This window comes from Bariatricus sp. HCP28S3_A4 (assembly GCF_052066395.1).
In the GTDB taxonomy this organism is placed as follows: Bacteria; Bacillota; Clostridia; order Lachnospirales; family Lachnospiraceae; genus Allocoprococcus.
Genome location: NZ_JBQHSE010000017.1, coordinates 1 through 14,011 on the forward strand (window position 1 = coordinate 1; position 14,011 = coordinate 14,011).

General features: G+C 44.0%; 14 protein-coding genes. 10 read left to right on the forward strand and 4 right to left on the reverse strand.

What is annotated here, in order from left to right:
• Positions 1 to 347 precede the first annotated feature (347 nt).
• Positions 348 to 740 (forward strand): helix-turn-helix domain-containing protein, encoded by a 393-nt coding sequence (locus tag ACTNBF_RS09685; protein WP_427805661.1) that lies wholly within the window; start codon positions 348 to 350, stop codon positions 738 to 740.
• Positions 727 to 933 (forward strand): hypothetical protein, encoded by a 207-nt coding sequence (locus tag ACTNBF_RS09690; RefSeq protein WP_427805662.1) that lies wholly within the window; start codon positions 727 to 729, stop codon positions 931 to 933. The genes ACTNBF_RS09685 and ACTNBF_RS09690 overlap by 14 nt, the downstream gene beginning before the upstream one ends.
• A 294-nt stretch (positions 934 to 1,227) precedes the next feature.
• Here ACTNBF_RS09690 and ACTNBF_RS09695 read toward each other — a convergent pair whose 3' ends face one another.
• Positions 1,228 to 1,506, reverse strand: coding sequence for a hypothetical protein (locus ACTNBF_RS09695; protein ID WP_427805663.1), 279 nt, complete (start codon positions 1,504 to 1,506; stop codon positions 1,228 to 1,230).
• 168 nt (positions 1,507 to 1,674) lie between these two features.
• Here ACTNBF_RS09695 and ACTNBF_RS09700 point away from each other — a divergent pair, with 168 nt between their 5' ends.
• Both ACTNBF_RS09700 and ACTNBF_RS09705 read left to right on the forward strand, forming a co-directional pair.
• Positions 1,675 to 3,198 (forward strand): Y-family DNA polymerase, encoded by a 1,524-nt coding sequence (locus ACTNBF_RS09700; RefSeq protein ID WP_441089155.1) that lies wholly within the window; start codon positions 1,675 to 1,677, stop codon positions 3,196 to 3,198.
• The gene (locus ACTNBF_RS09705; protein WP_427819688.1) at positions 3,195 to 3,617 is read left to right on the forward strand and encodes a hypothetical protein; all 423 of its coding nucleotides are present in this window, start codon (positions 3,195 to 3,197) and stop codon (positions 3,615 to 3,617) included. Before ACTNBF_RS09700 ends, ACTNBF_RS09705 begins: the two co-directional genes overlap by 4 nt.
• Before the next feature lie 97 nt (positions 3,618 to 3,714).
• Here ACTNBF_RS09705 and ACTNBF_RS09710 read toward each other — a convergent pair whose 3' ends face one another.
• Positions 3,715 to 5,349, reverse strand: a complete 1,635-nt coding sequence (locus tag ACTNBF_RS09710) for a class I adenylate-forming enzyme family protein (RefSeq protein ID WP_427805666.1) — start codon at positions 5,347 to 5,349, stop codon at positions 3,715 to 3,717.
• Positions 5,350 to 5,571: 222 nt separating this feature from the next.
• On the opposite strand from ACTNBF_RS09710, the gene ACTNBF_RS09715 reads away from it, so the two are divergent.
• The 5 genes from ACTNBF_RS09715 to ACTNBF_RS09735 are packed head-to-tail and all read left to right on the forward strand — an operon-like array spanning position 5,572 to position 9,993.
• Positions 5,572 to 5,886 carry a YerC/YecD family TrpR-related protein gene (locus tag ACTNBF_RS09715; protein ID WP_427805667.1) on the forward strand — a complete coding sequence of 105 codons (315 nt, stop codon included), beginning with the start codon at positions 5,572 to 5,574 and terminating at the stop codon, positions 5,884 to 5,886.
• The gene (gene iorA, locus ACTNBF_RS09720) at positions 5,867 to 7,642 is read left to right on the forward strand and encodes an indolepyruvate ferredoxin oxidoreductase subunit alpha (RefSeq protein ID WP_427805668.1); all 1,776 of its coding nucleotides are present in this window, start codon (positions 5,867 to 5,869) and stop codon (positions 7,640 to 7,642) included. Before ACTNBF_RS09715 ends, iorA begins: the two co-directional genes overlap by 20 nt.
• A 4-nt stretch (positions 7,643 to 7,646) precedes the next feature.
• Complete coding sequence (locus ACTNBF_RS09725; RefSeq protein WP_427805669.1) at positions 7,647 to 8,213, forward strand: indolepyruvate oxidoreductase subunit beta; 567 nt, start codon at positions 7,647 to 7,649, stop codon at positions 8,211 to 8,213.
• A gap of 27 nt (positions 8,214 to 8,240) precedes the next feature.
• Positions 8,241 to 9,548 (forward strand): phenylacetate--CoA ligase family protein, encoded by a 1,308-nt coding sequence (locus ACTNBF_RS09730; protein WP_427819687.1) that lies wholly within the window; start codon positions 8,241 to 8,243, stop codon positions 9,546 to 9,548.
• A gap of 19 nt (positions 9,549 to 9,567) precedes the next feature.
• On the forward strand, positions 9,568 to 9,993 hold the full coding sequence (locus ACTNBF_RS09735; RefSeq protein ID WP_427805671.1) for an ACT domain-containing protein: 426 nt from the start codon (positions 9,568 to 9,570) through the stop codon (positions 9,991 to 9,993).
• A 54-nt stretch (positions 9,994 to 10,047) separates the two neighbouring features.
• Here ACTNBF_RS09735 and ACTNBF_RS09740 read toward each other — a convergent pair whose 3' ends face one another.
• Positions 10,048 to 10,860, reverse strand: coding sequence for an amidohydrolase family protein (locus ACTNBF_RS09740; protein ID WP_441089156.1), 813 nt, complete (start codon positions 10,858 to 10,860; stop codon positions 10,048 to 10,050).
• A 43-nt stretch (positions 10,861 to 10,903) separates the two neighbouring features.
• Positions 10,904 to 12,094 (reverse strand): pyridoxal phosphate-dependent aminotransferase, encoded by a 1,191-nt coding sequence (locus ACTNBF_RS09745; protein ID WP_427808513.1) that lies wholly within the window; start codon positions 12,092 to 12,094, stop codon positions 10,904 to 10,906.
• 296 nt (positions 12,095 to 12,390) lie between these two features.
• On the opposite strand from ACTNBF_RS09745, the gene ACTNBF_RS09750 reads away from it, so the two are divergent.
• A complete protein-coding gene (locus tag ACTNBF_RS09750) occupies positions 12,391 to 13,926 on the forward strand; it encodes a sodium:solute symporter family protein (RefSeq protein WP_427808515.1) in 1,536 nt (511 codons plus the stop codon).
• Positions 13,927 to 14,011: the final 85 nt, after the last annotated feature.

Here is a 14,011-nt window from a genome sequence, read left to right on the forward strand (position 1 = left end):
GGACAATTCCATTATATCAAAAGAGCGTTATTTATGCCCTTTTTATTGGCTGAAATATTGAATTTTCAAGGTACAGAACACCTTATCGGTGTGGGAAGTTTGAGTTATTAAGTCTTTATTTTTTCAATATCCTTACGAATGTAGTGGAAGTGTAGACATGAACGATATAATCCGGATGCCACTTTTTTTACAAGAAACATGCAGAATTGTTTGCTTTCGTTGGTAGAATTACTGCCCCGTTCATGCTACCATGATGTTAAGAATAATAGCATAGGTGGTAATAATAAGAGGAAAACTTACATTGATAATATCAGATGGTGCGCCTGCGAAATTGGAGGTGGAAAATAATGTTTGCGGATAATTTGATGGAGTTGAGAAAATACCATTCGCTGTCCCAAGAGGAACTGGCTGAAAAGGTATATGTGACAAGACAGACGATTTCAAATTTGGAGAACGGAAAAAGCTACCCCGATATTCAAAGCCTGTTGCTTCTCAGTTCATTGTTTAATGTATCTCTCGACCAACTAATTAAAGGAGATATAGAGACAATGAAAGAAATGATCAACGAGCAGGAAGTTAAGAAGTTTAATTATTACGGAAACATTTTCAGTATTCAGTTTTTGATTTTGATTATCTCAGCGGCCCCGCTGTTTATCTGGTTAGAATACTATACGTTTATACCTTTCTGGCTGTTATTTGCCATAACCATGTTTTGGGCATTGAAAGTTGAAAAAAATTAAGAAAGAAAATGATATTCAGACATACAAGGAGATAGTCGCCTTTACAGAAGGGAAGAAGCTGGATGAACTTCACAAAGCGATGGAAGTAGGAAAGCGTCCATACCAAAATGAATTAAAAGTTATCATCAGTGCTGTTGTTACGGCGGCGGTTTGCTTTTTAATCGGGTTTATGATGCACATATTCTTGAATTGAGCAACATTCACAAGAAAATTGTGAAGTAAATGATTCGTAGAATCCCATATTAATAAGGTTTTTCAGAAGTAAACGAAACATCGGTTGTTTTTTAAAAAACATACAGAACTTGGTGCGGTTTTCTTTCTTGTGCAATCCATGTGCCGTATTATTCCGAAGGGAGAACCTAATTGGTACCTGCCTATGGCTTTGGTGCTGAACTGCATAGCAATTTTCCTGAACATGGCGCAGAAGAAAAAAGAGAGCCGAAAATAATTGCAGATCATCAGAGCCGATGGGCAAGGTCCATCGGCTCTAATTACGCTCCGGGATATTCGGGATCGTCCAGATACACTCATTCAGGTAATAGGTCATAATAACCGGTTTTCGCATATTTTCGATGATGAGTTTACAATGGAATTCTATCTGATTCGAGAAACTGCGCCTTACCCAATAGGAATCCACCTTGTACCGCTCGCCGTTGATGCCGACATAAAGAGGCTTGATCTGCCCGTCATCGTTAAAGGAAGCGATGACCGGGACAATCTGCATGGGCAGATAATCATGGGAGTTGGAGGATAGGATTTGACTCATAAAGCATCACTCCTCGCTCGAAACATTTTGTTCATGTCTATCATCTCCTGGTTGAAAATATTGAAAGGATCTGATATAATTATACACGAACATACATTCGATTTCAACAACAAGATATAGGGGAATGATTGGTAATGAGACCATAGAAACCTGAGAGGAGGCTTAGATGTGACAGACAGAACATATATTGCAATTGATTTGAAATCTTTTTATGCCTCTGTAGAATGTATCGAAAGAGGTCTTGATCCGCTTACTACGAATCTGGTCGTTGCGGATGCATCCAGGACAGAGAAGACCATATGCCTTGCGGTATCCCCTTCCATGAAGAGCTACGGTATTCCGGGAAGGCCAAGATTATTTGAGGTGGTTCAAAAGATCAAGGAAGTAAATAGAGAGAGAAGATCAAAGATACCGGGCGGAGAATTTACAGGAGCGTCTTTTCATGCAGTAGAGCTTGCAAAGTCTCCAGATCTGGAGGTGGCTTATATAGCAGCAACTCCGAGAATGGCATATTACATGGAATACAGTACGAGGATTTTTGATATTTATTTAAGATATATTGCACCTGAGGATATGCATGTATATTCTATTGATGAGGTATTCATTGATGCTACGACTTATCTGAATACTTATGGGATGAGTGCCCGTGAGCTTGCGCTTAAAATGATTCGGGATGTGCTGCGGGAAACGGGAGTGACAGCAACAGCGGGAATCGGTACCAATATGTACCTTTGTAAGGTTGCTATGGATATTGTAGCCAAGAAGATCCCTGCGGACGCGGACGGAGTCCGGATCGCAGAACTTGATGAGATGTCCTATAGAAAGCTTTTGTGGAATCATGTCCCGCTTACGGATTTCTGGCGAGTCGGCCCGGGATACGCAAAGAAGCTTATGGCAAATGGCTTATATACTATGGGAGATATTGCGCGTTGTTCGATCGGAAAGCCGAATGAGTATTATAATGAGGCATTTTTATATAAGCTGTTTGGAGTGAATGCGGAGCTTTTAATCGACCATGCGTGGGGATGGGAGCCTACGACCATTGCGGAGATCAAGGCTTATAGACCGCAGAAGAACAGCCTGGGCTCCGGTCAGGTGCTTCATTGCGCGTACACGGCAGAAAAAGCAAGGCTGATCGTAAAGGAAATGACGGATTTACTGGTGCTCGATCTGGTGGATAAGAAGCTTGTCACAGATCAGATGGTACTTACGATCGGATATGACATAGAGAATCTGACGGATCCTGCAATCAGGAATAAATATCATGGAGAGGTTACTACAGACCATTATGGCAGACGAGTTCCGAAGCATGCGCATGGAACCATGAATCTGCCTTGTCAGACTTCTTCTACCAGGATTATTATGAAAGCAGTGGAAGAACTGTTTGACAGGATCGTCAATCCGGATTTACTTGTGCGAAGGGTGAATGTTGTGGCGTCAAGGGTGATCCCTGAGAGTGAAGTTCCTAAGAAGCAGACTTTTGAACAGCTTGATTTATTTACGGATTATGCAGCGCTCGAACGAGAAAGAGAGCAGGAGAACAAAGAGCGCGAGAAGGAGAAAAAGCTTCAGCGGGCGGTTCTGGATATTCAGAAAAAATACGGTAAGAACGCGGTCCTTAAGGGAATGAATTTGGAAGAGGGCGCTATGACCAGAGAAAGAAATGGACAGATAGGAGGCCATAAAGCGTGAGTGGATATTATAAAGACGAGCACAGATATGATGATATTATGGACCTGCCACACCACCAGTCTAAAGAGCGGACACACATGTCACTCCACGACAGGGCAGCGCAGTTTGCGCCTTTTGCGGCCCTTGCCGGACATGAGGAAGCCATCGAAGAAACCGCAAGACTTACAGATGAGAAGATCATGCTTGATGAGACTGCGATCGAGAAGATCAATGAGAAGCTTTACGATATCTCTCAGCATTTGTCTGAAAAAAGAAATGTGTCTATCACATATTTCAGGCCGGATACTCAAAAATGCGGCGGGGCATATCTTACGGATGTGGGAACGGTCAAAAAGATGGATGAGGTGGAAAAAGTCATTCTCATGGATAGTGGAATGAAGATAGCAATGGAGCAGATTATAGAGATAGAAGAAGTGTAGAGATAAATGTTGGAATCAACGGGAATGAAATGAGGAGAGTACATTGAGTACTCTCCTTAAAACATATCATTGTAAACTTATTTTTATGTCCCCGAAATTAACCCCGGTTCTGCTGTGCAACCAGCTGATCTGCGCCGTACTTCTTGCGGAGGGCAGGTTTTTCAATTTTGCCGGTGGCATTTCTCGGAACGTCTGCGAAGATAATTTTCTTCGGTCTCTTATATCTTGGAAGTCCTTTGCAGAATTCTTCGATTTCTTCCTCTGTGCAGGTCATGCCCGGTTTGATCGAGATAATCGCACCTGTGATCTCGCCGAGACGTGGATCCGGAAGACCGATAACGGCAACGTCATTGACCTTATCGAAGGTGCTCAGGAAGTTTTCAATCTGTACCGGATAAATGTTTTCTCCACCGCTGACGATGACATCTTTCTTACGGTCTACGAGGAAGTAGAAGCCGTCTTCATCCTGCATGGCCATATCACCGGTACGGAGCCAGCCGTCTACGATCGTCTCTGCGGTAGCCTTCGGATCATTGTAATAACAGGTCATAACACCGGGACCCTTGACACAGAGCTCTCCAACTTCTCCAAACGGAACTTCTTTCAGATTCTCGTCTACGATCTTGCATTCCCAGCGATATCCGGGAACACCGATAGCACCGACTTTATGAATATTCTCTACACCAAGGTGAACACATCCGGGACCAGTGGACTCGGAAAGTCCGTAGTTGGTATCGTAGAGATGGTTCGGGAAGTATTCTTTCCAGTGTTTGATCAGAGATGGCGGAACAGGCTGCGCACCAATGTGCATCAGTCTCCACTGACTCAGCTCATAATCTTCGAGCTTCACATCACCTCGGTCCAGAGCATTCAGGATATCCTGAGCCCACGGAACCAGAAGCCATACGATAGTACATTTTTCTCTTGAAATAGCATCCAGAATGATTTCCGGAGTCGTGCCCTTCAGAAGAACTGCTTTGCTTCCTGCGCAGAGACTTCCCATCCAGTGGAATTTTGCTCCGGTATGATAAAGCGGCGGGATACAAAGGAAGGTATCGTTCCGGTCTGTCAGGTGATGTTTCTGTTCCATCTCTGCAGCCTGGGTCAGACTTTCATGATTATGTAAAATTGCTTTCGGGAATCCGGTGGTTCCGGAAGAAAAGTAGATAGCGGCATCATCGCTTTCTTCCAGATGGATCATCGGAGGCTGGCTGGAACAGTCGGCTACCATTTCACGATAGCTTTCGGCAAAGGTGGGACAGGTGTCTCCTACATAAATAAGAAGCCGTCCCTTGGTCAGCTCATCAACAATCGCTTCAATTCGGCCGATAAATTCCGGCCCAAAGAATAAGACATGTACTTCGGCCAGATCTGCACAATATTTAATTTCAGAAGAATCAAAACGGAAGTTAAAAGGAACGGCGATCGCACCGGTTTTCAAAATTCCGAAATAAATCGGCAGCCATTCCAGACAGTTAAACATCAGAATTGCAACGCGGTCCCCTTTCTTAATTCCACGTTCCAGAAGCATATTTGCAACGCGGTTTGCTTTTTCATCAAAGACACTCCATGTGATTTCTCTTCTGTACGGTTCAAAAGAAGTAGGCTGTACCAGACTGTATTCTCTCCAGCTGGTTCTTTTGGTGTCTTTCACAGATGGGTTCAGTTCCACAAGAGCCACTTCGTCCCCATATAATTTGTGATTTCTCTCAAGTAAATCAGTAACAGGCATGATGGATTTCCTCTCAATTCAAACTTTAATACTTTAAATCAAGATAGCATATTTGAAAGATAAAGTCAATAATCTGGCAGGATACTTTGAAAGGTACGATTTGTTTAACGTCGGAGGAGCTTCTGCCGATATAAAAATACTGTTTACCAATTCCGATAAAAATGATACAATAATACAATACAGTAATAAAGTGTACTCATTGTGCAGAAAAGAGAGGTTTATATGAAAAAGAATTTTCAGAGAACCAGAAACGAAGATATGTATAAGGCAATTCTTCAGCTGGAATCAATAGAAGAATGTATGGATTTTTTTGAGGATATCTGTGCAGAGACAGAGCTTCGCGCTATAGAACAGCGTTTTGATGTGGCGAGAATGCTCTCAAAGGGAAAAATCTATTCAGATATTATGAGTACAACAAGTGCCAGCACAGCAACTATCAGCCGTGTGAGCCGTGTGTTGAATGGCGGTACGGGTATGCTGGAGAAGACGTTGATTCGTTTGGAAGAGAGCGAAGTAAATGCAGAAAGTGAAAGTTGAAAGGAGAGTTACGATACCGATGAAACAGTTGATGCTAGGTAATAAGGCATTTGCCAGAGGTTTATACGAGGCAGGATGCAGCGTGGTGTCCAGTTATCCGGGGACGCCAAGTACAGAAGTCACAGAAGAAATTGCAAAATATGATGAGGTCTATTGTGAATGGGCTCCGAATGAAAAGGTGGCCATGGAAGTTGCTTTTGGAGCCTGTCTTGCCGGAAAAAGAAGCTTTTGCGGCATGAAGCATGTCGGACTTAATGTAGCGGCCGATCCGCTCTATACCTGCTCCTATACAGGTGTAAATGCAGGGATGGTGATTTGCGTGGCGGATGATCCGGGCATGCATTCTTCCCAGAATGAGCAGGATTCCCGCCATCATGCAATCGCAGCGAAGGTACCTATGTTGGAGCCGTCTGACTCTGCAGAAGCACTGGAATTTGTAAAGACCGCATATGAGATTTCGGAGACATTTGATACTCCGGTCATTATAAAAATGTGTACCAGAGTAGCACATTCCCAGAGCGTTGTCGTTCCGGGCGAGCGTGTGGTTCCTAAGCAGAAGCCATATGAAAAGAAGATTCAGAAATATGTAATGATGCCGGGTAATGCGATCCGCCGTCATCCATTTGTAGAAGAACGGACCAGAAAACTGATCGAATACGCGGAGACCAGCCCGCTGAATCGTGTGGAGATGGGAGGAACCGCACTGGGTATCATCACTTCGTCCACCTGCTATCAGTATGCGAAGGAAGTTTACGGAGAAAATGCAAGTATCTTGAAGCTTGGTATGGTAAATCCGCTGCCGGTAAAACTGATTCGGGATTTTGCGGCAAAGGTTGAAAAGCTGATCGTGATCGAAGAGCTGGATCCGATCATTGAAAATCATTGTAAGCAACTTGGCCTGACTTTATCAGGAAAAGATCTGCTTCCGATCTGCGGCGAGTTTTCTCAGAATCTCATTGCGGAAAAAATAGAAGGAAAATGTGCAGACTGTTATTCTCTTGGCGAACAGCTTCCGGGAAGACCGCCTGTTATGTGTGCAGGATGCCCGCACAGAGGACTGTTCTATACTCTTTCCAAGAATAAATGCACGGTTCTTGGAGACATCGGCTGCTATACCCTTGGCGCGGTAGCTCCCCTTGCCGCTATGGATATGACTCTTTGCATGGGTGCATCCATCAGTGCCGTTCACGGATTTAACAAAGCCAGCGGCGAAGAAAGTGAAGGAAAGACAGTAGCCGTGATCGGTGATTCCACCTTTATGCATTCCGGTATGACCGGTTTGGCAAATGTTGCCTATAACCAGAGTAATTCCACCATTATCATTCTGGATAATTCCATTACCGGTATGACCGGTCATCAGCAGAATCCGACGACCGGATACAACATCAAAGGTGATCCGGCAGGAAAGATTGATCTGGAGGCATTGTGCAGAGCGATGGGCTTCAACCGCGTAGCTGTCGTGGATCCATACAATCTGGAAGAGTGCGATAAAGTATTGAAAGAAGAACTTGCAGCAGATGAGCCGTCTGTCATCATCAGCCGCCGCCCATGTGCACTTCTTAAATATGTAAAACATAAAGCTCCTTTGAAAGTTGCTGTGGATAACTGTGTAGGATGTAAATCCTGTATGCGTCTTGGATGTCCTGCAATCAGTGTAAAAGACAAAAAAGCTGTGATCGATACAACATTGTGCGTTGGCTGCGGAGTTTGCCAGCAGATGTGTAAGTTTGATGCATTACAGAGCGGGGAGGAATAAAGAAATGACAAAGAATGTAATGATTGTCGGTGTAGGAGGACAGGGATCTCTCCTTGCCAGCAAACTTTTAGGATATCTCCTTCTGAATGAAGGATATGATGTAAAAGTATCTGAGGTACATGGTATGAGTCAACGCGGTGGAAGCGTGGTTACATATGTAAGATTTGGAGAGAAGGTGTATTCACCGGTCATTGACAAGGGTGAGGCAGACTTTATCGTATCCTTTGAAAAGCTGGAAGCGGCACGTTATGTGGAATATTTGAAAAAAGGCGGACGCATCGTGGTCAATACCCAGGAGATCGATCCAATGCCGGTCATCACCGGTGCAGCTTCTTATCCGGAGAACCTGATCGATAAGATGGAAGCAGAAGGAATCGCAGTTGATGCAATGGACTGCCTTTCCCTTGCAGAGCAGGCTGGCTCTGCCAAAGCGGTAAATCTGGTCCTGATGGGAAGACTTTCCAGATATTTTGATATTCCGGAAGAAAAATGGATCAGTGCTATTGAGAAGTGTGTTCCGGAAAAATTTGTCGAAATGAACAAAAGAGCGTTTGCCCTCGGGAGAGGTTAAACAATACAATAAGAAGGAGAAAAAGAGATGAAAAGATATTTTCAGCCAGAGATCGAATGCGCATCCAGGGATGAGATTCATAAGATCCAGAGTGAGAGACTTGTAAAACAGGTCCGGAATGTTTGGGACAATGTGCCAATGTACAGAAAGAAAATGGAGAAAAAAGGACTGACTCCGGAAGATATCAAGTCTGTGGATGATCTGCCGAAATTGCCTTTCATTGAAAAAGATGATTTAAGAGACGAGTACCCATATGGATTGCTTGCACGTCCGCTTTCAGAATGTGTTCGCATTCAGTCAACCAGTGGTACTACCGGAAGACGTGTGGTTGCCTTCTATACTCAGCATGACATTGATCTCTGGGAGGATTGCTGCGCCAGAGCAATCGTAGCCGCAGGCGGAACCAAAGAAGATGTCTGCCATGTAAGTTATGGTTATGGTTTGTTTACCGGCGGCCCGGGATTAAATGGTGGTTCCCACAAAGTAGGATGTCTGACGCTCCCGATGTCTTCCGGAAATACGGAGAGACAGATTCAGTTTATGACAGACCTGGGATCTACGATTCTTTGCTGTACTCCATCTTATGCTGCCTACCTAGCGGAGAGCATTCATGAAAAAGGGGTACGCGATCAGATCAAATTAAAAGCAGGTATTTTCGGAGCAGAAGCATGGACAGAAGAAATGCGCCATGATATCGAAGAACAGCTTGGCATTAAAGCGTATGATATTTATGGACTTACAGAAATTTCCGGTCCGGGTGTAGCCTTCGAATGCGAAGAGCAGACCGGTATGCATGTAAATGAAGACCATTTTATTCCGGAAATCATCAACCCGATCACGGGAGAGGTGCTTCCGGACGGCGAGAAGGGCGAGCTTGTATTTACCAGCATTTCGAAAGAAGCATTCCCGCTCATGAGATATCGTACCCGTGATATCTGTATCTTAAGCAGGAAAAAATGTTCTTGCGGAAGAACGCATGTGAAGATGAGTAAACCGCTTGGAAGAAGTGATGATATGCTGATCGTTAAGGGTGTAAATGTATTCCCGTCCCAGATCGAGACCGTACTTATGAACCAGGGATATCCGGCGAACTATCAGATCATCGTTGATCGTGTAAACAACAGTGACACCATCGAAGTTCAGGTAGAAATGACACCTGAGATGTTCTCCGACAACTTGAGTGTTGTATCCGAAAAAGAGAAAGAGCTTGTAAACGGACTGAAAGCGATGCTTGGAATTTACGCTAAGGTTAAGCTGGTTGCACCTAAGAGCATTGTAAGAAGTGAAGGCAAAGCAGTTCGAGTGATTGATAAACGAAACCTGTATCAGGGTTAATGAATAGGAGGGAAAATTCATGACAGTTAAACAGATTTCCGTATTTCTTGAAAACCAGCCGGGGAAACTTGCTGAGGTTGCAGCGGTTCTTTCCGCTCAGAAAATCAACCTTCGTGCAATTTCAGTAGCAGAAGCTTCTGATTTCGGTATTGCCCGTATCATCGTGGATGATGTTTTCAACGCAGTTACCATTCTGAAAAATGAAAATTATATTTGCTCTATTACCGATGTCATCGCTGTGGAAGTTCAGGATGAGCCCGGTATGCTTGCAAATATGATTGCTGTACTTGGGACAGAAGGAATCAATATTGAGTATATGTACACGATTTTGGGAAAGAAGAACGATGTTGCATATATGATCATTCGTACGAATGATGATGCACAAGCTGCAAAGATTCTGGATGCGAAAGGATTCCGTATTGTAGGTATGGACGCAATGAAGTAATTGGATAGAGAGAAAAGCAAAACCCACCGGAGAATTCTTCAGTGGGTTTTACTTTTATTGAATGCCTAATAATTTTATAGCATTTTCTGATAGAATCAATTCTTTTTCCCGATCAGTGAGTGCGCTTTCCTTCAGAATTTCAGCACAGGTTCTTTGGTCTGCCCATGGACAGTCGGTAGCAAAAAGAATCTTATCCGCGCCATGTTTGCGCACCATGTGGATAAACTGGGCTTCACTCACACGAGTGATAGAGTAAGCAGTGTCGAGAAAGATGTTCTGACCGCAGAGTTTTTCTTCGGCCTCATCGTAATTTTCGTTGCTTCCTAAATGTGCAAGAATCAGATTTTCCGGAGCAACATCTTTCAAAACGTCGAGAACCATATCGGGAGTGCAGAACTCATGATCCGGCGTATAGGGATCATATCCGGCATGAGTGATAACCGGAAGACCGATCTCGGATGCGGCATAGATCAGATTTTTCATGCGGATATCATTGAATTCTACATTCTGATAATGTGGGTGGACTTTGACTCCGGCGAATCCTTCTCGTTTAATCAGCGCCAGATGAGCTTTGCAGTCAGGATCGTCCGGATGGATACCCGCAAGGGAAATCAGCCGTTGCTCATGAACGGAAGCATACGTCTCGTTGATATAAACCGCAAAACGAAGGATGGAATCAAATTGCTTCACATCGGTTACGACAGGAAGCACAACACTGATGTCGATACCGGCCTGTTTCATGGAAGAACGCAAGCCGTCTGCACAACCGTTGGTGGTGGGCTTTTGTCTTATGACTGCTGCCAGATTGGAAATCGCTCGTTCTGCGATTTTCTCTGGAAATATATGAGTATGAAAATCAATAATCATGGGTGTTTTCTCTTCTAGTATTTATTTGACAGATTTTTATGTGTTATTTATAAGAATCTGCCAGTTTTTTGAACGCATCAAGCGCGCGTTCGATTCTTTCTGTAGGTACGCAGTAGGAAATACGTGCATGTCCCGGACAGCCGAAACCGGATCCCGGAACGATGAGGATATTAAACTGTTTTGCTCTTTCACAGAAAGCAACGTCATCTTCTTCCAGTGTCTTCGGGAAGATGTAGAAGGTTCCGTCCGGTTTTACTACATCAAAACCAATCTCGCGTAGCCCATTGTAAAGGAGATTGCGGTTGGTCTCATAGATGGTGATGTCGGCAGTCATATCTGCACACATGGCACATACGCGCTGGAAAAGTCCGGGTGCATTGACATATCCAAGGGAACGGCCTGCACCTGCAACAGCTGCGTACACCAGTCCGTGTTCCTCGACTTCATCCGGAACAAGAACGTATCCCAGACGTTCTCCCGGAAGGGAGAGGGACTTGGACCAGGAATAGCACACCAGAGTATTGTTGTAGTATTTAGGAAGGTACGGAACCTCAATACCATCGAACACGATCTCGCGATAAGGCTCATCCGCGATCAAGTAGATCGGATGGCCCAATTCAGCAGATTTTGCGTTGAGGATCTCCGCAAGTTTTGTGCAGGTCTCATGTGAATATACAACACCGCAGGGGTTATTCGGAGAGTTTACAATGACTGCTTTTGTGTTCTCGTTGATTGCTGCTTCAAACTTTTCAAAGTCGATCTGGAAAGCTTCGGTATCGGCAGGGATCAGATTCATTTTTGCGCCGGCACCTTCGATAAATACTTTGTATTCCGGGAAGTATGGTGCAAATACAATGACCTCGTCATCCTTGTTGCAAAGACCATTCAGACAGCAGCAAAGTGCAGCGGCGGCACCGACGGATACATAAAAGTTATCCGGTCCGAAAGATGTATCGAACCGTCTGTTTACGGAATCGGCAAGGAGCTTTCTGACTTCGATGTCTCCCTGAGCGCTGGTATAACCATGAATAACTACAGGATCTGTATCCTGAAGCAGTTTGATTGCAGTTTCATTGACTGCATCCGGAGCCGGAACACTTGGATTTCCGATGGAGAAATCAAATACATTCTCAGCGCCGATTTCTGCAGCTCTTTGTTTACCAAATTCGAAAAGTTCACGGATCACGGAACGGGAAGTTCCCAATGCCACCATTCTTTCATTTAAATTCGCCATGATGATTACCTCGTTGTTTTTGTTTATTTATGATTGGATTGTAGTTGTATATTAACGCGTTGCTGTAATAATGATAGAGCATAATATTTTATTTGTCAATGAAAGAATCCCGATGAAAAAGCATCTTATTGTATGAAAAAAGGAAAAAAACAAGCGGACGTATCCGTAATCTGATTGACAGATCAAATGGCGTATGCTACAATTTTATTACTTTAACGATTTAAAGATTAAAACTTTAAGGTACTAAAGAAAAAGCACAAACTCAATGAGTTAGTTGAGAGGGAAGAGGAAAGAAAATGTTAAAAGTAATTGTACTCCTGGCATACTTTGCACTGATGATCGCAATCGGTCTGTATTGCCGCAAAACAGCAACAGATGTAAATGGTTTTGTATTGGGCGGCCGCTCGGTTGGACCGTGGCTTACCGCTTTCGCATACGGTACTTCTTATTTTTCCGCGGTCGTATTTGTAGGATACGCGGGACAGTTTGGATGGAAATATGGTATCGCAGCGACCTGGGCCGGTATTGGAAATGCCATTATTGGCTCACTTCTTGCATGGGTAGTTCTGGGAAGAAGAACCAGAATCATGACACAGCATCTTGATTCAGCGACGATGCCGCAGTTTTTCGGACAGAGATACAACAGTAAAGCACTGAAATTGTGTGCTTCCCTGATTATCTTCGTGTTCCTGATCCCATATACAGCATCGCTTTATAATGGTCTTTCCAGATTATTCGGAATGGCATTTAACATTGATTATTCCGTATGTATTGTATTGATGGCAGTTCTCACCGGTATCTATGTAATTGCCGGAGGTTATATGGCTACTGCGATCAATGATTTCATTCAGGGTATGGTTATGCTGGTAGGTATTGTTGCAGTGATCGCGGCAGTCCTTGCAAGCAAAGGCGGATTTATGGAAGCATACCAGGGACTTGCACAGATTTCGGATGAAACGGTTTCTACCGCGCCCGGTGTATTCGCATCTTTCTTTGGACCTGATCCACTGAACCTGATGTTTGTGGTTATCCTTACTTCTCTTGGTACATGGGGACTTCCACAGATGGTTCAGAAATTTTATGCGATCAAAGATGAGAACGCGATTCAGAAAGGAACTATTATTTCCACGCTGTTTGCTCTGGTTGTAGCCGGCGGATGTTATTTCCTTGGCGGTTTCGGACGTCTGTTCTCCGATAAAATTGATATTGCCGCAAATGGATATGATTCTGTTATCCCGACCATGTTGGAGAGTTTAAGCCCGATGCTGATCGCACTGGTAGTAATCCTGGTACTTTCCGCATCTATGTCTACACTGTCCTCACTGGTAATCGCGTCCAGTTCCACACTGACGATCGATTTTATTAAAGATAACGTGGTAAAAGATATGGATGACAAAAAGCAGGTAACTGTAATCCGTGGATTTATCGTCGTATTTATCGCGATTTCTGCAGTACTTGCACTGATTCAGTATAAGAGTTCCGTAACCTTCATCGCACAGCTGATGGGTGTGTCATGGGGAGCACTTGCAGGTTCCTTCCTGGCTCCGTTCCTGTATTCGCTGTACTGGAAGAAGACAACGGTAGCATCCTGCTGGGTATCCTTCATCTGGGGCTGCGGTCTTACGTTTATCAATATGTTTGCAAGATCAAGCCTTCCGGTGATCATGCAGTCTCCGATCAATACGGGTGCAATCGCAATGCTCGGCGGTCTGATTATCGTTCCGCTTGTCAGCCTTGTTACACCGAAGCCGGATAAGAAACTGGTAGACGAGGCATTTGCCTGCTATGAAAAATCAACTGTAGTTTCACAGAAAACGGCACTTGGAAAATAAAGAATGTAGATGTTAAAAAATAGCTAAGATCGGGATGGGACTGGTCTTAGCTATTTTTTGATTTTAAATAAGTATTAGGGATTTT